20 protein-coding genes and 1 other annotated feature are annotated in these 18,979 nt (G+C 39.8%); of the genes, 1 reads left to right on the plus strand and 19 read right to left on the minus strand.

The window, feature by feature from the left end:
• Positions 1–7 precede the first annotated feature (7 nt).
• From arnD to btuC, 6 genes are all read right to left on the minus strand, one after another.
• Complete coding sequence (gene arnD, locus P3L37_RS11225) at positions 8–901, minus strand: 4-deoxy-4-formamido-L-arabinose-phosphoundecaprenol deformylase (protein WP_110731876.1); 894 nt, start codon at positions 899–901, stop codon at positions 8–10.
• Entirely contained in the window at positions 901–2,886 is a 1,986-nt protein-coding gene (arnA, locus tag P3L37_RS11230; RefSeq protein ID WP_272667303.1) for a bifunctional UDP-4-amino-4-deoxy-L-arabinose formyltransferase/UDP-glucuronic acid oxidase ArnA, read from the minus strand. Before arnA ends, arnD begins: the two co-directional genes overlap by 1 nt.
• Positions 2,886–3,878 (minus strand): undecaprenyl-phosphate 4-deoxy-4-formamido-L-arabinose transferase, encoded by a 993-nt coding sequence (arnC, locus tag P3L37_RS11235; protein WP_004910377.1) that lies wholly within the window; start codon positions 3,876–3,878, stop codon positions 2,886–2,888. The genes arnA and arnC overlap by 1 nt, the downstream gene beginning before the upstream one ends.
• On the minus strand, positions 3,878–5,023 hold the full coding sequence (gene arnB, locus P3L37_RS11240; protein WP_109911251.1) for a UDP-4-amino-4-deoxy-L-arabinose aminotransferase: 1,146 nt from the start codon (positions 5,021–5,023) through the stop codon (positions 3,878–3,880). Before arnB ends, arnC begins: the two co-directional genes overlap by 1 nt.
• A gap of 119 nt (positions 5,024–5,142) precedes the next feature.
• The gene (gene btuD / locus P3L37_RS11245; protein ID WP_231136937.1) at positions 5,143–5,916 is read right to left on the minus strand and encodes a vitamin B12 ABC transporter ATP-binding protein BtuD; all 774 of its coding nucleotides are present in this window, start codon (positions 5,914–5,916) and stop codon (positions 5,143–5,145) included.
• A gap of 5 nt (positions 5,917–5,921) precedes the next feature.
• Complete coding sequence (gene btuC, locus P3L37_RS11250) at positions 5,922–6,923, minus strand: vitamin B12 ABC transporter permease BtuC (protein WP_110731875.1); 1,002 nt, start codon at positions 6,921–6,923, stop codon at positions 5,922–5,924.
• A gap of 121 nt (positions 6,924–7,044) precedes the next feature.
• Between btuC and P3L37_RS11255 the strand changes: the two genes are divergently transcribed.
• Entirely contained in the window at positions 7,045–8,040 is a 996-nt protein-coding gene (locus tag P3L37_RS11255; protein WP_109911248.1) for a RhoGAP domain-containing protein, read from the plus strand.
• Positions 8,041–8,096: 56 nt separating this feature from the next.
• Here the strand turns inward: P3L37_RS11255 and ihfA are convergent, their stop codons facing one another.
• The 13 genes from ihfA to fos all read right to left on the minus strand — a co-directional run bounded on the left by ihfA (position 8,097) and on the right by fos (position 18,644).
• Complete coding sequence (gene ihfA, locus P3L37_RS11260) at positions 8,097–8,393, minus strand: integration host factor subunit alpha (protein WP_004263721.1); 297 nt, start codon at positions 8,391–8,393, stop codon at positions 8,097–8,099.
• A 4-nt stretch (positions 8,394–8,397) separates the two neighbouring features.
• Entirely contained in the window at positions 8,398–10,785 is a 2,388-nt protein-coding gene (pheT, locus tag P3L37_RS11265) for a phenylalanine--tRNA ligase subunit beta (protein WP_109911247.1), read from the minus strand.
• Between the two features lie 14 nt (positions 10,786–10,799).
• Complete coding sequence (pheS, locus tag P3L37_RS11270; protein WP_109911246.1) at positions 10,800–11,783, minus strand: phenylalanine--tRNA ligase subunit alpha; 984 nt, start codon at positions 11,781–11,783, stop codon at positions 10,800–10,802.
• A 123-nt stretch (positions 11,784–11,906) separates the two neighbouring features.
• Positions 11,907–12,036: a sequence feature (Phe leader region), on the minus strand.
• Positions 11,986–12,030, minus strand: coding sequence for a pheST operon leader peptide PheM (pheM, locus tag P3L37_RS21400; RefSeq protein ID WP_123382177.1), 45 nt, complete (start codon positions 12,028–12,030; stop codon positions 11,986–11,988). It overlaps the preceding feature by 45 nt.
• An 89-nt stretch (positions 12,037–12,125) precedes the next feature.
• Positions 12,126–12,482, minus strand: coding sequence for a 50S ribosomal protein L20 (gene rplT, locus P3L37_RS11275; protein WP_004263714.1), 357 nt, complete (start codon positions 12,480–12,482; stop codon positions 12,126–12,128).
• 45 nt (positions 12,483–12,527) lie between these two features.
• Positions 12,528–12,725: a 50S ribosomal protein L35 gene (rpmI, locus tag P3L37_RS11280; RefSeq protein WP_004263702.1), complete on the minus strand. Its 198-nt coding sequence runs from the start codon at positions 12,723–12,725 to the stop codon at positions 12,528–12,530.
• 95 nt (positions 12,726–12,820) lie between these two features.
• Positions 12,821–13,360: a translation initiation factor IF-3 gene (infC, locus tag P3L37_RS11285; RefSeq protein ID WP_071524539.1), complete on the minus strand. Its 540-nt coding sequence runs from the start codon at positions 13,358–13,360 to the stop codon at positions 12,821–12,823.
• A 420-nt stretch (positions 13,361–13,780) separates the two neighbouring features.
• On the minus strand, positions 13,781–14,320 hold the full coding sequence (gene infC / locus P3L37_RS11290; RefSeq protein WP_071524538.1) for a translation initiation factor IF-3: 540 nt from the start codon (positions 14,318–14,320) through the stop codon (positions 13,781–13,783).
• A gap of 3 nt (positions 14,321–14,323) precedes the next feature.
• The gene (thrS, locus tag P3L37_RS11295) at positions 14,324–16,252 is read right to left on the minus strand and encodes a threonine--tRNA ligase (protein ID WP_004910357.1); all 1,929 of its coding nucleotides are present in this window, start codon (positions 16,250–16,252) and stop codon (positions 14,324–14,326) included.
• A 257-nt stretch (positions 16,253–16,509) separates the two neighbouring features.
• Entirely contained in the window at positions 16,510–17,097 is a 588-nt protein-coding gene (locus tag P3L37_RS11300) for a hypothetical protein (protein ID WP_109911245.1), read from the minus strand.
• Between the two features lie 79 nt (positions 17,098–17,176).
• The gene (locus P3L37_RS11305) at positions 17,177–17,626 is read right to left on the minus strand and encodes a methyltransferase family protein (protein WP_004910353.1); all 450 of its coding nucleotides are present in this window, start codon (positions 17,624–17,626) and stop codon (positions 17,177–17,179) included.
• 102 nt (positions 17,627–17,728) lie between these two features.
• On the minus strand, positions 17,729–18,127 hold the full coding sequence (locus tag P3L37_RS11310) for a hypothetical protein (RefSeq protein ID WP_004910352.1): 399 nt from the start codon (positions 18,125–18,127) through the stop codon (positions 17,729–17,731).
• A 103-nt stretch (positions 18,128–18,230) separates the two neighbouring features.
• A complete protein-coding gene (gene fos / locus P3L37_RS11315; RefSeq protein WP_109911244.1) occupies positions 18,231–18,644 on the minus strand; it encodes a fosfomycin resistance glutathione transferase in 414 nt (137 codons plus the stop codon).
• Positions 18,645–18,979: the final 335 nt, after the last annotated feature.

Raw genomic sequence — 18,979 nt, forward strand, 5'->3', positions numbered from 1 at the left:
AGGTTGCTTATTCCTCTTCTTGGCAGCCTAGCCAGCCTTCACGTCCGGGGAATGGTGCCCTCACCACACGCCCTTTGGGCAATGAATTCAAATTGTCTGGCAGTAATTCACTCAATGTACAGAATTGGATTTCTTCTTGTGTAATTCGTTCCAATAATTGTGAAAATTGTTCCGATTTGGACATTCCTTCCACTTCTGTATGGATAGTATAAACTGGAACGCCTTGATCTTCTTTAATTGCTTGAAGAATAAAATCATTAAATGCATCATCACTCACGACTGTCCCTACGACTTCATCGTAAGTCGGCAGTGTGACAGGGATTTGAACCGTCCCGAGTGAGCCATCGGCTAAAATTGGCCTAAATGGGTATTTACCACGACAATCACTGTTGTAGTCAAAGTTAAACGCTTGTTTAACTTCCAACACACGCTCATCACCTCGCCAACCAGCAACGGCAGAACAAGTCACTCGGTGTCCAATGGCTTTCTCCAGCGCATCCACCCCTAACTTAACTTGCTCAGTTAGTTGCGGTTTGCTCCATTTGGCAACTTTAGCCTGCCAACCTTGATGATCCCACGCATGTAAGCCAACTTCATGACCAGCATCCAAAGTTTGTTTCATCAAATAACCTAAATCTTTAGCAATTTTTTTACCCGGCCATGCTGTGCCCGCTAATAAGATATCTAACCCATAAAGGGATGCAGCGTTCGACCTAAGCATTTTCCACAGAAATTTAGGACGCAAAAGGCGCCATAAATGGCGCCCCATGTTATCGGGTCCTACACTGAAGAAAAAGCTGGCCTGGATATTATGCTCTTTAAGCACGTTGAGTAGCTGTGGAACCCCTTTCAAGGTACCTTGGTAGGTATCCACATCAATTCTCAAGCCAACTTTTTTCATTAGTCTTTACTACCTAACTCTTCAACTGCACCTTGTAAGAAGAAATCTAATGTTTCTTCGATGGTATCTTTCATATCGATAGTTGGGACCCAATCCAGTAAACGACGTGCATTTTCAACACTTGGTTTACGGTGTTCAACATCTTGATACCCTTGGCCATAATAGCTGCTGCTTTCGATTTCACGGAAGCCTGCAAATGGAGGAAATTTCCCACGTTGAGGGTGTTTTTCGAAGCTTTCCAACAACATTTCTGCTAATTCACGAATACTCGCTTCGTTAGTTGGGTTACCGATATTGATGATCTGACCATCACATTTGCCATCTTTGTTTTCGATAATACGGAATAACGCTTCGATACCGTCTTTAATGTCTGTAAAGCAACGTTTTTGTGCACCACCGTCAACCAGTTTAATTGGCGAACCTTCAACTAAGTTTAGAATTAACTGAGTAATCGCACGCGAACTACCAATACGTGCAGAATTCAAGCTATCTAAGCGAGGCCCCATCCAGTTGAATGGACGGAATAAGGTGAATTTTAAACCTTCTTTCGCACCGTATGCCCAAATCACTCGGTCAAGTAATTGTTTAGAAACTGAGTAAATCCAACGTTGTTTATTGATTGGGCCGACGATTAAGCGTGACTCGTCTTCATCAAACTCTTTATCATCACACATACCATAAACTTCAGACGTCGATGGGAAGATAATACGTTTGTTATATTTCACGCAGTAACGTACAACTTTCAAGTTTTCTTCAAAGTCTAATTCGAAAACGCGTAATGGATTACGGGTATATTCGATTGGCGTTGCAATCGCAACCAGAGGCAGAATAACGTCACATTTTTTGATGTGGTATTCAATCCATTCTGTATGGATGCTAACGTCACCTTCAATGAAGTGGAAGCGTGGGTTACCAATAAAACGCTCAATCGCAGAAGAACCGATATCCATACCATAAATATCGTAGTTACCGTCTTTTAATAGGCGCTCCGTTAAATGGTTACCAATAAACCCATTCACACCTAAAATAAGAACACGTGTGCGGCGTTTAACTTGTGCTGTTGGTTTTGCTCCAACACGGACATCAGTTACGATACCCATTTCGTTAGCAAGGCGGCTACCTTGCATATATAAACCAGTCTCGCTTTGGCCGCTAATCACTTCGATAGCGCCTTGCCCGCAAGCAATACGCAGTGGGTCACTCGAAAGTACCGTACCAGCTGCTTTACCTTGGTTATCATCTAAAACGCGTGCGCGCCAGATAACCATTTTACGTGCGCCTAAATAAGTGAACGCACCTGGGTAAGGTTCAGTTACTGCACGAATTAAGCAGTTAACTTCTTTTGCGCTATTATTCCAATTAATCAAACCATCTTCAGCGGTACGACGACCAAAATATGTTGCTTGGCTTTCATCTTGTGCAACAGATTTGTAGCTACCAGCTTCAATTAATGGCAGTGTTTTATTCAATAAAACTTCCGCCGCTTCACGTACTTTCGCATGTAAAGTTAGGCTAGTGTCTGTATCGGTAATCACCACTTTTTCTTGAGCAATAATATCGCCAGCGTCAGCTTTAGCTACCATTTTATGTAAGGTCACACCAGTTTCGCTTTCACCTTTTAATAATGCCCAATTAATAGGTGCACGACCGCGGTATTTAGGTAGCAATGAGCCGTGTAAATTAAACGCACCTTTAGGCGCGATAGCTAACAGCTCTTCACTTAACATATCACGATAGTAGAAAGAGAAAATCACATCAGGTTTCATTTCGCGAATACGTTCAATCCATAATGGATGATTAACGTTTTCAGGCGCAAAAACAGGAAGCTCCATGTCAGCACTTAAACGCGCAACTGAGGAGTAAAAGTGGTTTTCATTTGGGTCATCAGTGTGTGTAAACACTGCTTGGATATCAAAACCTGCTTTTTCAAGCGCTTTTAGCCCTACGCAGCCAATATCATGATAGGCAAAAACAATAGCTTTCATTAGTCTTCTTCCTGATTTTTGTCGGATTTCGCATCTGCTCCAACGACTTTTTGAATAAAATAACGAGGTCTTGCGCGCACATCATTGTAGATCCTACCGATGTATTCGCCCAGTAGCCCCATGGCAACAAATTGTGCACCAATAAACATAAAGAGTACTGCAAACAGAGTAAATACGCCATCTGCTGCCCACTCTGCGCCAAAAATTAAACGCAATGCAATTAACAATACCGCTAATAAAAAACCGCCAGCAGCGATAATACTTCCTACAACACTCAATAAACGTAGTGGCGCTGTAGTCAGGCATGTTAATAAGTCATACATTAAATTAATCAGCTTCATAAAGCTGTATTTAGAATCACCAAACTCGCGTTCTGCATGCGCTACATCAATTTCAATGGTTCTACGTGCAAATGTATTTGCCAAAATAGGAATAAATGTACTTCTTTCATGACATTGCAACATAGCTTGAATGATATGACGGCGGTATGCACGTAACATACAGCCGTAATCTCCCATTGAACGCCCTGTCGCTTTTGTGATCATCGCATTGATCATTTTAGAGGCTGTTTTGCGAAACCAAGAGTCTTGGCGATTCGCACGGCGCGTACCAACTACATCATAACCTTGCATAGCTGTTTGCACTAAACGTGGGATTTCCTCTGGTGGATTTTGTAAATCCGCATCCAAAGTAATCACTAAGTCGCCATCAGCTTGGTTAAAACCCGCCATAATAGCAGAATGCTGCCCATAGTTACGGTTTAAAATAATTGCAATAACGTGGTTATCTGGATTTTCTGCGGCTTCTGTAAGCATTTGTGCTGAACGATCGCTACTACCATCATCAACTAGAATTAATTCATAGGATTGAGTTAATTGTTTACATGACTTGATAGTACGTTCTAACAATTGCGGTAAACTCTGCTCTTCATTATAGACAGGGATAACCACTGAGACTTTTTTAATCTCATCAAATTCATCTGCGTGTGACACTATTTTGACTCCAAAAGAACTGCTTCTACAGCTTTAACGACCCGTTCAACATCTGCATCAGTCATATCGGGAAATAAAGGTAACGAACACAATGTGGCGCTATTCCATGTTGATTCAGGTAAAACTAACTCAGGGTATTTTTCGCGATAATATTTTTGTGTATGCGCGGCACGAAAGTGCAACCCTGTTCCAATATCATGCTCTTTCAATTTTTCCATGAATGTATCGCGATCAATACCGCATGCTGCTTTATCGACACGTACCATAAATAAATGATTTGCATGTAAATGAGAGTAACTAGGGACACTCAACATTTGTAAAGGAGAATTTTTCAGTAACTCACGATAACGAGCTGTAAGTTCCGCACGACGCTGATTTAATTGCTCAACTCGTGATAACTGCACCACTGCAATCGCGGCGTGAATGTCTGATAAATTATATTTAAAACCGGGCTCAACAACCTCGGCTTGCGGCTTACGGCCTTGCATTTGTCTATCAAACGCATCAACCCCTAGACCGTGAAACTTGAGTGTACGTACACGCTGAGCAAGTTCATCGTCATCTGTTGCGACTAATCCCCCTTCCGCACAGGTGACATTTTTGATGGCATGAAAAGAAAAAATAGACGTTCCCTTTTCGCCAATCCACTCATCTTTATAACGAGTACCCACGGCATGTGCCGCATCTTCGATTAATGCTACACCGGCTTTTTGAGCAATCAAACGCAATGCGTCAAGATCACAAGGAGCTCCCGCATAGTGTACTGGGATAATAGCCTTTGTTTTTTCTGTTAACGCTTTTTCTACGGCATCAGGTTGGATCATTAATGTATCACGATCAACATCAATCATGACCGGTGTTGCCCCAAGCAACTCAATCATATTGATTGTAGATACCCATGTTTGAGAAGGCGTGATGACTTCATCACCAGGACCAATACCCAATGCCATTAATACAACATGCATGCCTGCAGTAGCTGATGACAATGCAATTGCATGTTTACAGCCATAACGCTTACAAAAATCGTCTTCTAGCTGATGATTCTGTGGGCCTGTTGTTATCCAGCCTGAACGCAGAACGTTTTCTACTGCCTTGACCTCTTCATCACCAATTGCTGGTTTTGAAAATGGTAAGAAATTGCTCATATTGTTAATAGCCTAGTTTTCATTGTGAATAGAATATTCTAGTTAATTATACTTTAACCGAACCTCAACACCTGCAAACATTGCGGGATTATCATGTAAAAATGTGTGATAAAAACAACTTATTGCTTATCCGCTAAATTTATAACCTGCCACACTTGATGAGATGTACTGTGACTTAACTTAATTTCAGACATAAATATGTCAGATAAATTATTTTCTGTCATTATGCACTCTGGTTTCCCTATTGCGACTAACTGTCCTTGTTTCATCATCCAAATACAAGATGCATTTTTATATGAATGACTAAGGTCATGACCACTCATTATAACGGTTCCTAAGCAATCACAAAAATATTTAATCCATTTATCAAGCATCGCTTGCTGAATAATATCTAAATTATTGGTCGGCTCATCCAATAATATGAATTTTCCCTTGCATTGCTGTTTATCCCAAACCTGCAAAAATGCGGCTGTAATTCGAACCCTCTGCCATTCTCCACCCGAGAGTTGGCTAATAGGTTTACTTAATAATGATGTCAGTTGAAAATCTGAACATAAGCGCTCAAAAATATCATTGGAAAACAAGGTGTCAGGTGAAAAAAGGCCAAAGTATTGAAAAACTTTGAGTATAGGAACGTAACTAACTAATTGTGAAAGATAAGCACGCTGTTGGCTTAATTGTGCAATACGATATTGCCGTATACTTCGGCCATCAATTAAAATATCGCCGCCTACAGGTAAATAACCGCTTATCGCAGCTAATAATGTACTTTTCCCCGCCCCATTCGCACCCAATAGATGAATTTGTTCTCCAGCCCGCACTTGAGCTGAAACATTAATCAATCGAGTATCGACGGTAATATTTTTAATATCAATAATTAATTTGTTATCCATCACTTCTACCGCCATTGTTGGTGACGAATTAACAAGAAAATAAATATCGGTGCCCCTAAGGTGGCCGTAATAACACCAATAGGAACTTCAGCATTGTCGATTAATAACCGAGACAGTATATCTGCAATTAATAACCCTAATGCCCCTGCTACAGCAGAACCAACTAATAATACTCGGTTATCTGTTAAACCACTTAATCGCAATATATGAGGAATAACCAAACCAATAAAACTAATCGCACCCGCAATAGCGACGCTGAGGCCAATTAATACACCACTAATAATAATTAATATCACGCGCCATTTATGGACTGAGATTCCTAATTGATAAGCTTGTACTGTACCTAATGAAAGATAATTCAGTATATTACCTTGGAAGAGCACCCAAATTAAAAACGGTAAACAGCCAATAACAAGGCCAATTTGACGCCAATCAACCCCACTAAAACTCCCCATCATCCAATACAGTAACTGCCGCAAATCAAGGTTACTGCTCATATACACCATCCATGTCATACAAGCCCCACTAATCACACCAAGTGCAACCCCAACAAGCAATAAACTCGAATTATTCAAGTTCTTACGACGAGCAAAGTAAAGCAATATGGAGGTAAATAATAAAGCCCCTATAATCGCGCTAACACTTAATAGCCAATAATGCGTCACACCTGATGATAATAATACAGTCAGCACCACTGCAACACCCGCACCATTGCTAACCCCTAATAAGCCTGGTTCTGCTAAAGGGTTTTCAAATAAAGCTTGCATTATAGCCCCTGTGACTGCAAGAGCTGCGCCAATGACAATGACCGCTAGTGTGCGGGGAATGCGAATTTGCCAGACAAAAAGTTGTGCAGTGTCATTCATCCATTGATTTGGCCATAGATGAATTTCACCCACGCTTAATGCAATCACTGCGGTGACTACTAATAAAATTATTAGCACAATAACTAATCGCATATCAGAGCGAAGCTGATTTTTTTGAAGATTTATTAAGTGATTATTCATTATGTTAATAATATTTAAAATAGCGTTGTGAATTCTCGATTATATCTATTTATGAAAGAAATACGATAACAACTACCTATGATAATTAGAGCTTCATCAACCACAAAACCAAAGGAACACTATGAGCATTTCAACTAAGTTGCCCATTAAAACTCCCTCACAAATGACTAATCCATTTGTCCAAGAGCCTAAGCCGCCTTCATTTTGGCAACAAATAAAATTCATGTGTAATAAAATATTCTGTTATCCGCTATTTAGCAACAAAACCAAATTTAAAGTATATGAGAACCCAATATATCGTTCAGATAACATTAAAGCTCATAGCACTCACATGCCTAAAACTAGTAACGATGCCGATAACCTTTCAATTAGCATGGATATTATTTCAAAAACTGAAAATATACAAAAAGATCGATTACAATCCGCAACCAATAATATAGATATTATATTGAAATATATAGAAAATAGAAATGCGATTAAAGCTCAAAAAAAAACAACTTATGAAGAACAAAAAAAGCATCATCAGTTCAATAAATTAGATAAGGCAATTCGGCTACATCCTGAGTTTGCGTCAACTGAAGGAATCTTCAGACTTTCAGGTAAGAAAACAGATATGAATAATATCTTTGAACGTTTAAATTCAGGTAAGCAACTTACTCAAAAATTTATTGATGAACATAATATCAGCCTACCATCCATGACTTTGGCTTATAAAGAATTATTTGGACAGATCATGGACAAGCAAGATTATTCCACCGATTTCTTGAACAAATCGCCTGACCGAGCTTTAAGCGATGCTCTTCAAAATCAGCGAGATGTTATCGAATTTATGAAAAATAATGGGATTACTGGCGAAAAAGAAAAAATTATATTAGCCAATACAAAAACCAGAATTAATTGGGAAACACCGACATTACCATTCAACATGCTTATCTCACTTTTGGCTGATATTGCTAAAAACCCAGCAACAAAAATGGATGCAAAAAACCTTGCTATATGCGTAGCGCCGAGGCTATTAGCAGAACAATTTAAAACACCTTCGAAAGAAAATATCCTATTAAATAATAGAATGATTACCTTTATTGAGATATTGATTCACACTAAATTACACGCTTAAAATTCTTAAAAACAAAAGACCGCCTAGGCGGTCTTTTTCTATATCAAACGATATAATTACTCTTTCGGTGTTGCTTTTTCTACACGGCTTTTTAATTTTTGGCCTGGGCGGAAAGTAACAACACGGCGTGCAGTAATTGGAATATCTTCCCCAGTTTTTGGGTTACGTCCGGGACGTTGATTTTTATCACGTAAATCAAAGTTACCGAATCCAGATAATTTTACTTGCTCACCATTTTCTAAGGAAAGGCGAACCTCTTCAAAGAAAGTTTCGACAAGGTCTTTAGCATCACGTTTGCTAACACCCAGTTTTTCAAACAAATTTTCTGACATTTCAGCTTTAGTAAGCGCCATAGGTTTAGTCCCTCAAGGAGGCTTGGAATCGCTGTTTTAACGCAGCAATACACAGATCAACGGTAGCAGTGATCTCTTCTTCTTCCATGGTACGTTGGGTATCTTGGAAGACAAGACTGATAGCAAGGCTCTTGTAGCCATCTGCTATTCCTTCACCACAGTACACATCAAATAAGTTTATGCCAACTATATGATTTATGCCAACTTTTTTACACTCTGCTAAAACTTCAGCAGCGGCCACATCTTCTGGCACGACTACAGCGATGTCACGGCGGTTCGATGGATAGCGCGAAATCGCCTTAGCTTCAGGGATGACACGTTGTGCTATCGCATCACTACGAACCTCAAACACCACCGTACGACCATTTAAATCGAGTTTGCGTTCTAATTCTGGGTGGACCACACCAATAAAGCCAATGTGTTCATTTTCCAGATAAATCCCAGCACTTTGACCTGGATGCAATGCAGGGTGTGCCTCAGATTTAAATGTAATTTGATTTAGTTTCCCAGTCAATTCAAAAACAGCTTCAAGATCACCTTTTAAGTCAAAGAAGTCAACAACTTGTTTATCTAATGACCAATGTTCTTCAAATCTATTGCCTGTGATGACCCCTGCAAGCATTGGTTCCTGACGGATTCCATATTCTGCTTGATTATCAGGAATAAAGCGCAGACCTGTCTCAAATAAACGAATTCTATTTTGTTGACGATTCTGATTATAGACAACCGTTCCTAATAAACCAGTCAACAGCGATAAACGCATCGCTGACATATCGACAGAAATCGGGTTAGGTAAAATCAATGCGTCTTGTTGTGGGTGCAGTAAAGCTTGAACTTTAGGATCAACAAAACTATATGTAATTGCTTCTTGATAACCACGGTCAACTAACATCGCTTTAATACGTTTTAAAGGTAAGTTAGCTTCTTTATGATTAGTCATGACCAGGTCGGCACGCAGTGGCACATCAGGAATACTGTTATAGCCATAAACACGCGCGACTTCTTCCACTAAATCTTCTTCGATTTGCATATCGAAGCGCCAACTTGGAGCAACAACATCCCATGTGTTAGCCGAAACCGTGACTTTACATCCTAAACGCGTCAAAATATCAGTGACTAACTCATCTTCAATAAAGTAGCCGATCAAACGGTCTAATTTATTGCGCGTCAGCTTAATATTGGCTGCTTTCGGTAAATGCTGTTCACTGGTGACATCAATGATTTCACCCACTTCCCCACCGCAAATATCCACAATCAGTGAGGTTGCACGTTCAATCGCTTTAAACTGCAACTGTGGGTCAACACCGCGTTCAAAACGGTGTGAAGCATCGGTATGTAAACCGTAGTTACGTGCGCGGCCTGTAATCGATAATGGGTCAAAAAACGCACACTCTAATAAAATATTTTTGGTTTCGTTATTAACGCCTGAGTGCTCACCACCAAAAATACCCGCGATCCCGAGTGCTTTAGACTCATCAGCGATTACTAAGGTGTCTGATTTCAATGTTGCTTCGCTACCGTCAAGAAGAACCAGTTTCTCACCATCTTTAGCCATACGAGCAACAATAGCACCGTCTAAACGGTCTAGATCGTAGGCGTGTTGAGGTTGGCCCAATTCCAATAAAACGTAGTTGGTAATATCCACAACAGCGTCAATAGAACGGACTCCACCACGACGTAGCTTTTCTTTCATCCACATTGGTGTCGGTGCTGAAACATCAATATCTTTGATCACTCGCCCTAAAAAACGTGGGCACGCATTTGGCGCTTCGACTCGAATTGGGAATGTATCTTTTGTTGTCGCAGATACAGCATTAATAACTGGTTCATTTAACGCTAATTTATTAATAACTGCGACATCACGTGCAACCCCAAGAATACTTAAGCAATCTGCACGGTTAGGTGTAATGCTGATTTCAATCGCATTATCATCAAGTTTTAGATATTCACGAATATCGGTACCGATAGTGGCATCCTGCGGCAATTCAATAATTCCGCTATGATCATCGGAAATACCCAGCTCAGAATAAGAACACAGCATACCTTCAGAAGGCTCGCCACGTAATTTTGCTGCTTTAATTTTAAAATCACCGGGCAATACCGCACCCACGGTAGCAACTGCTACTTTCAAACCTTGACGGCAGTTTGGTGCACCACAGACGATATCTAATAAACGCTCACCACCCACGTTAACTTTTGTAACACGCAGTTTGTCTGCATTTGGGTGTTGACCACACTCAACCACTTCACCGACAACAACGCCGTGAAATTGGCCAGCAACCGCATCTACACCGTCAACTTCCAAACCTGCCATCGTGATTTGTTCTGATAATGCTTCACTACTGATCGCCGGGTTCACCCATTCGCGTAACCATAGTTCACTGAATTTCATGAGATAGACCCGCCTTATTTAAACTGTTTGAGGAAACGAAGATCATTTTCGAAGAATGCACGTAGATCAGAAACACCGTAACGCAGCATTGTTAAGCGCTCCATTCCCATACCAAATGCAAAACCTGAATAGACTTCTGGGTCAATACCTACATTGCGTAATACATTTGGATGCACCATTCCGCAACCTAATACTTCTAACCACTTACCATTTTTACCCATAACGTCAACTTCTGCTGAAGGTTCTGTGAATGGGAAATAAGATGGGCGGAAACGTACTTGGACTTCTTCTTCAAAGAAGTTATTCAAAAAATCATGTAATGTGCCTTTTAGATTGGTAAAGCTGATATCTTTATCAACAATCAGGCCTTCTGTTTGATGGAACATAGGTGTATGCGTTTGGTCGTAGTCATTACGATATACACGACCTGGGGCAATGATACGAATTGGTGGTTGTTGGCCATTCATTGTACGGATTTGCACACCCGATGTTTGCGTACGCAGTAAGCGTTTTGCATCGAACCAAAAAGTATCGTGGTCCGCACGCGCGGGGTGGTGAGCAGGTATATTTAGCGCATCAAAATTATGGTAGTCATCTTCGATTTCTGGACCTGTTTCTACAGAGAAACCCAATTCGCCAAAAAACTCTTCAATTCGCTGAATTGTACGGGTGACTGGGTGTAACCCACCATTTTCCATACGACGCCCTGGTAATGACACATCAATTTTTTCTGACACTAGACGTGCATTAAGAATTTCAGCTTGCATCGCGTCCTTACGGGCGTTCAGTGCATCTTGAACCTGTACTTTAGCTTCATTTATCACAGCCCCTGCTGCTGGACGTTCCTCAGCAGACAGATCACGCAACGTTTTCATCTGTAGTGTGAAATGGCCGCTCTTGCCTAAATATTCAACACGCACTGACTCCAACGTAGCAACATCTTGGGCCTGTTCAATGGCTGCTTTTGCCTGTGCAACCAACTCAGCGAGATGTGGCATTGTTTCCCCTTTATGACCGCTTGGTCTTTTTGCTAGTTATTCACTATATATTTTAAGCTTCACATTCTATTTGGTAATGAATGAATACTTAACTGATTTTACTGCACTTAATTTAAAACTAGAAACAAAAAAGCCTCCCTAAGGAGGCTTTAGCGTAACTTTTCATTTCTTCTTTCTATTTACGCGCAAAAGCCCCCGAAATTCAGGTGCTAAAGTAAAAAAAGAAACGAAAAATCACAAAATGCATAGAATAAATTCCTAATAACTATCTGAGTCTAAAGTATTAACACAAATAGCTATAAATGAAAAGAGGAAGTTACCCTCCTCTTTTCAAGCAAACAATTAAGCTAAAGCGCCTTTCGCTTTTTCAACTAAAGCAGTGAATGCTGCTTTATCGAAAACTGCGATGTCTGCTAAAATCTTACGGTCGATTTCAATTGAAGCTTTTTTCAAGCCATTAATGAAACGGCTGTAAGACAGACCATTCTGACGAGCCGCAGCGTTAATACGTGCGATCCACAGTTGACGGAACTGACGTTTACGTTGACGGCGGTCACGGTAAGCGTATTGACCAGCTTTGATTACCGCCTGAAACGCTACGCGGTAAACACGTGAACGTGCACCATAGTAACCTTTCGCCTGCTTCAGAATTTTTTTGTGACGTGCACGTGCGATTACACCACGTTTTGCGCGAGCCATAGCTATCTCCTATCGTCTTTTATCTTAATTAACTAAATTGTTTACTTATGCGTAAGGCAGGCAAGCTACTACCAGACCCAGATCGCCCTTAGATACCATTCCTTTCGGACGTAAATGGCGTTTACGCTTAGTTGACTTTTTAGTCAGGATATGACGAAGGTTTGCATGCTTACGCTTAAAGCCACCGCCTGCAGTTTTTTTAAAGCGCTTTGCTGCGCCACGTACAGTTTTAATCTTTGGCATTTCTTTTATTTCCAACTTCGCATTGTGATTAACTACGAATTAACTAGGCGAATAACATCTATATTGCTATAAATGAATATTACTTGCAGGCCTAATTATTTCTTCTTCGGTGCCAGCACCATGATCATCTGACGCCCTTCAATTCTTGAAGGGAAAGACTCTACGGATGCCAGCTCTTCCAGATCAGCTTTGATGCGATTAAGCATTTCCAGACCAATCTGCTGGTGAGCCATTTCACGACCACGGAAACGTAGTGTAACTTTAGCTTTATCACCATCTTCCAGAAAGCGAGTCAGGTTGCGTAGTTTGACCTGATAATCACCTTCATCTGTACCAGGGCGGAATTTAATTTCCTTCACCTGAACAACTTTTTGTTTCTTTTTTTGCTCTTTTTGAGATTTGCTCTTCTCATAAAGGAATTTGCCGTAATCCATAATACGACAAACTGGCGGTTCAGCATTTGGGCTAATTTCAACTAGGTCTACACCTGCTTCTTCAGCTTTTTCAAGCGCTTCGCGTGCGCTCATGATGCCTAACTGTTCACCGTCTAAACCCGTTAAACGGACCTCTGGAACACGAATTTCATCATTAATACGATTTGGACGTGTTGTTGGGATTCTTTTTCCGCCTTTAATACTTCATTCCTCCAATTGGATAAAGAGATTTGCTTCTCTCAAGCAAATACACTCGTCACTCAATAGTTAATACCTGACGTGTGTACGATATTCTGTGTTTGTCTTCATGCGCTATGCACTGACAAAGTGATTCGACCGCGGATTTTAATGCTTATTGCCGGATTACTCAAGTAAATCTTGCAATAAATCACACTGAACTGTTTGAAAACTTGGCTATTGAGGCCAAATATTGCTTTGACGTAATTATCTTTATTCATTAATGAAGCAAATAGCAAGACATAAAATACACCCGTATCTTAGCTACTATGAGATTACTTTCATCATTAATAAAAAGAAAACTCGGATAAAACAGAGAAGCAGCGCCCAAAATGAGCGCTGCTAGACTCTAGCAATTACTTCGCTATAACCATACTGGCTTAATTATTTTTTCTTTGGTGCCAATACCATGATCATCTGGCGTCCTTCAATCCTTGATGGGAATGATTCAACAGATGCCAGTTCATCCAGATCGGTTTTGATGCGGTTAAGCACTTCCAAGCCAATCTGTTGGTGAGCCATTTCGCGACCACGAAAACGCAGTGTCACTTTAGCTTTGTCACCATCTTCCAAAAAGCGAATTAGACTACGTAATTTAACTTGGTAGTCGCCTTCGTCTGTTCCTGGACGGAATTTAATTTCCTTCACTTGAACAACTTTTTGTTTTTTCTTTTGTTCTTTCTGAGATTTGCTTTTCTCATAAAGATATTTACCGTAATCCATGATACGACAAACCGGTGGTTCAGCATTTGGGCTGATCTCGACTAAGTCAACACCAGCTTCTTCTGCTTTAAAGAGGGCTTCACGCACACTCATAACACCAAGTTGCTCACCGTCTAAACCAGTGACACGGATTTCTGTTGCGCGAATTTCATCGTTAATACGATTTGGACGCGCTGTTGGGAGTTTTTTTCCGCCTTTAATACCTTATTCCTCCATCTGATTGAGTTGACGACTGCGGATCTCTTCAAGCAGTTTTGTCATGAATTCGTTGACATCAAGGCTGCCTAAGTCTTTACCACGACGGGTACGAACAGCGACTTTACCTGATTCAACTTCTTTATCACCACATACTAACATGTAAGGGACGCGACGCAGTGTGTGCTCACGGATCTTAAAGCCGATTTTCTCGTTACGTAAGTCCGCTTTCGCACGAATGCCAACACTTTGCAGCTTGCTTACTAATTCTTGAACATAGTCTGCTTGGCTATCAGTAATGTTCATTACAACCACTTGTTGTGGTGCTAACCATGTTGGGAAAAAGCCTGCATACTCTTCTGTTAAGATACCAATGAAGCGTTCTAGTGAACCTAACACTGCACGGTGGATCATAACAGGAACGATACGTTCGTTGTTTTCACCTACATAGGAAGCTGTCAAACGACCCGGTAAGAAGAAGTCTAACTGGACAGTACCACATTGCCATGCACGGTCAAGGCAGTCATACAGTGTAAACTCAATTTTCGGGCCATAAAATGCGCCTTCACCTGGTTGGTATTCAAACTCAATACCTTTTGATTTCAGGGCGTTGGCTAAGTCTTCTTCCGCTCTGTCCCACATCTCGTCAGTACCGATACGTTTTTCAGGACGGGTTGATAGTTTTACAACAATTTTTTCGAAACCAAAAGTTGCGTAAACATCATAAATCATTTCAATACAGCTAGTAACTTCACTTAAGATTTGCTCTTCAGTACAGAAGATATGTGCATCATCCTGAGTAAAGCCACGCACACGCATTAAGCCGTGCAATGCACCTGATGGCTCATTACGGTGACAGCTGCCAAATTCTGCCATACGCAATGGTAAGTCACGGTATGATTTCAAACCTTGGTTAAAAATTTGTACGTGACCTGGGCAGTTCATTGGTTTTACACAATATTCACGGTTTTCAGATGACGTCGTGAACATAGCGTCTTTATAGTTATCCCAGTGACCTGTTTTTTCCCATAATACGCGGTCCATCATAAATGGCCCTTTCACTTCTTGATAATTATAAGCTTTCAGTTTAGTGCGTACGAAGGTTTCCAGTTCACGGAAAATTGTCCAACCGTCATTATGCCAGAATGCCATTCCCGGCGCTTCTTCTTGCATATGGTATAAATCTAACTGTTTACCAATTTTACGGTGGTCACGTTTAGCTGCTTCTTCTAAACGTAATAAATAGGCTGCCAATTGTTTTTTATCAGCCCATGCGGTGCCGTAAATACGTTGCAGCATTTTGTTATCGCTGTTACCACGCCAGTATGCACCAGCCACTTTTTGTAGTTTAAAATGGTGGCAAAAACGCATATTCGGTACGTGTGGACCGCGACACATATCAACATATTCTTCGTGATGATATAAACCAGGGCGGTCATCTTGACTAATATTTTGATCTAATATTTCAACTTTATAGTCTTCGCCTCGAGCCACAAATGTTTCACGAGCTTCGCTCCAAGAAACACGTTTTTTCACCACATCATAATCTGTTTTGGCAAGCTCAAGCATGCGCTTTTCAAGCTTTTCCAAGTCTTCCTGGGTCAGCATGTGGTCTAAATCAACATCATAGTAAAAACCATTGTCGATAGTCGGCCCAATCGCCATTTTAGTGTTTGGCCATAATTGTTTGATTGCATGGCCTAACAGGTGAGCACAAGAGTGACGAATAATTTCGAGTCCGTCTTCATCTTTGCTCGTAATAATGGATACATTTGCATCATGTTCAATTATTTCACATGCATCAACGCGTTCGCCATTAATTCGACCCGCGATACAGGCTTTAGCTAAACCCGCTCCGATGTCTCGAGCAACATCCATCACAGAAACGGGATGGTCAAACTGACGCTGACTTCCATCAGGAAGAGTAATAACAGGCATTAAAAAATCCTTATCAGCAGTGGTGACCCACACGAAAGATCACTTGCTTGATTATTCCAAAGTTATAAATCAATACGTTACTAACGATTTCTCACTTCACTATGCAAGATATGTACACAAATATGGGAAACTTAAAACGCCCTATTTCGTTACATCGTGAGCAACTCAACTGCTAATGATAACACAGACCTATTTTATGGTGATAGCGTAATACCGTGAATTGTTCTTCTTCATATGAAAAATCAACGCCTTCCCGATTAAATGATGAATAAGTTATCCAATGCAGGAAATAGTTTTTCTTTTTGCTTGAAAAACACACGATACCAACGGGATCCACTAGGTGCGATTAACTCTTCACTGATTATCTTATTTTGTTGAAGAATGATAACCGATTGAATTGATTGCCATAATGAATAAACGATGTAGGACGTGGCAATTAACCCGAATAATAGTACAAAAATGTTATCTAATTTCTCTATTTGCCAAAATAAATAGACACAAAAGATAATTTGAATTAGCGCCCGAATAATAAAGGCAATACTAAAGAATGACTTCGCATGCTGTATCGTTGCAAAACAGGGATTGGACAGAGTTTGTCTTCTTTCTTGGACTGGAATACCATTCACATATACCATCCAATCAGAAACATCGCTATTTTTTAAGATTATTCCTTTTTCTTTCATTCCATGAATTTTAAATGAGACTACGACAGCCCAAACAATCCCAACGGTAAATAAATAAAGCATAAAACCACTTACCGAAAAAAAAGCAAAAAATACGCTAATCACTATAAAACACGCGAGCTTACCCGAATATATCCAAAATGGCGCAACCTGATAGTTCATTATTATCCTTAATATATTTTGTATAAATTTTGTAGTATACAAAACAGATTAAATGATAAAGCGTCTCATTTCTACTAATCTATAACCAACGTCTCGTTTGCTTACTGTAATCTTCCCACTCATTTTTAAATGATGCAGATAAAAAACGCTCTTCCTGTGGGATCGTATATAAATCAGTAATCAGCCAAAATACTAGCCCTGCGACCAAAAAGTAAGAAGAGTGCGAGAAAAAAGCTAAAGCCAAGCTCATTGATGTAAAAGCTAAATACATCGGATTACGTGAAAATCGATAAGGCCCATTAGTGACTAAATGCGTTGCCTTAACCGTAGGGTTTGGTGATGTTTTATGTTTATAAAAGTAGTAAAGACTCGTCGCGACCCAACTCACACTCTCCAGCGCAACTAATATACCTAAAATTCCCATCCAACCAGAAAATGTCCAGTCTAAAAGACCTTGCCTGAAAAGAAAATAAACCGCAATGCCATTAGCCACTAACCAATTCAATAATGGCAATTTAAATATATTCATTACATTACCCTTAAGCCAACATGATGTTATTAGCATAACATATATGAATATATAAATTTGAGCGGAAGAATAGATAGAGGGGTAATATTAACTGCAAAAAGATTAGTTACTGGAACCTAATGAAAACACACTTTTTAAACCTTCTAATTTACTGTATTCCTGCTGGCAAACTAAATTTCGGACATCACTTGGCATAGAATCAATTCTGGTTTGAATATTAGCCAGTTGTTCATCTAAGCTATTCATTCCTTTTACATCAACGATATCCTGATTCACTTTAAGATAGTTAGCAAAACTTTGCAGGTTATCCTCTAAGCTATTACAAATATCATTACTGGCTAAACTCTGCGGTAAAATAGCACTGAGTGAAGTTGGTAAGACTTGAGATATATTCGGATAAATACTTTGCTTCCACTGCTGAGGAAAAACGATTAGTACCATGGCGGCTGCCAAAACTAATAGCATAGACGCTCCGGCTAATGTCGCTATAAGTTTTTTCATTCTTTTTCCTATTACTCAAAATTAACTGAAAATAGGATATACAACTCTGCGTAAAGCTATTTTTAAAACTAAAAATCCTTTGTAAAGAAATCCATAACTCTTTTTAATAAAATTTCATTTCTTCATACGGTTTTTCTTGGCAGCTCTTTAAGCGTTGTAATAAACCGCCTACATGTAATTCTAATTTGTGGCCATCCGGATCAAGAAAATAAAAAGAATCTCCTTCACTTTTATTTTCTTTCCAGACAATGACATTCGCTTGCATTAGCCTATCAACAACGATAAGAAAGTCTTTCGCATCAACGTTAAAGGCATAGTGTGTATAATCCGTTTTTTCTGGGGACAAAAATTGGCGAGTTGTATCTAATGATAAACATAACCATAAATCGCCACAGGAAATATAGGCGCCCTTTTTCCAACTCGCATGTAACTTCATACCAAGTAGTGATTGATAAAAACTAATACTTTTATCTAAGTCAGTTACCGCTAAAGTTAAATGGTTGATTCCGTTTAACATATTTTTTTACTCTTGGGTTGTCTGTTACATTGAATTCTTTTAATGAATTTACATAAATTATCAGTAAATAACATTGCAGCAGATATACTACATTCCATATCAACTTAATGACAACCTGTTACGAAATGCCCTTAACCTTTTTATCCCCCTATAAAAAGGTTTTTTTTTGCCTATAAAAATTGAATACTTTTACCACAACAACTCATCCAATTGTTATTTAACAAAAAAAACAAGTTACTCACAGTTCAAGGCCACGGTTATCCACAGTTAATGTGAACAACTCCAATTATCTACAAATTAATAATACTGACTTTTACTCATCAGTACTGTCGCAG

Origin of the sequence: Providencia sp. PROV114, assembly GCF_032704305.1 — a bacterium.
Taxonomy (GTDB): domain Bacteria; phylum Pseudomonadota; class Gammaproteobacteria; order Enterobacterales; family Enterobacteriaceae; genus Providencia; species Providencia rettgeri.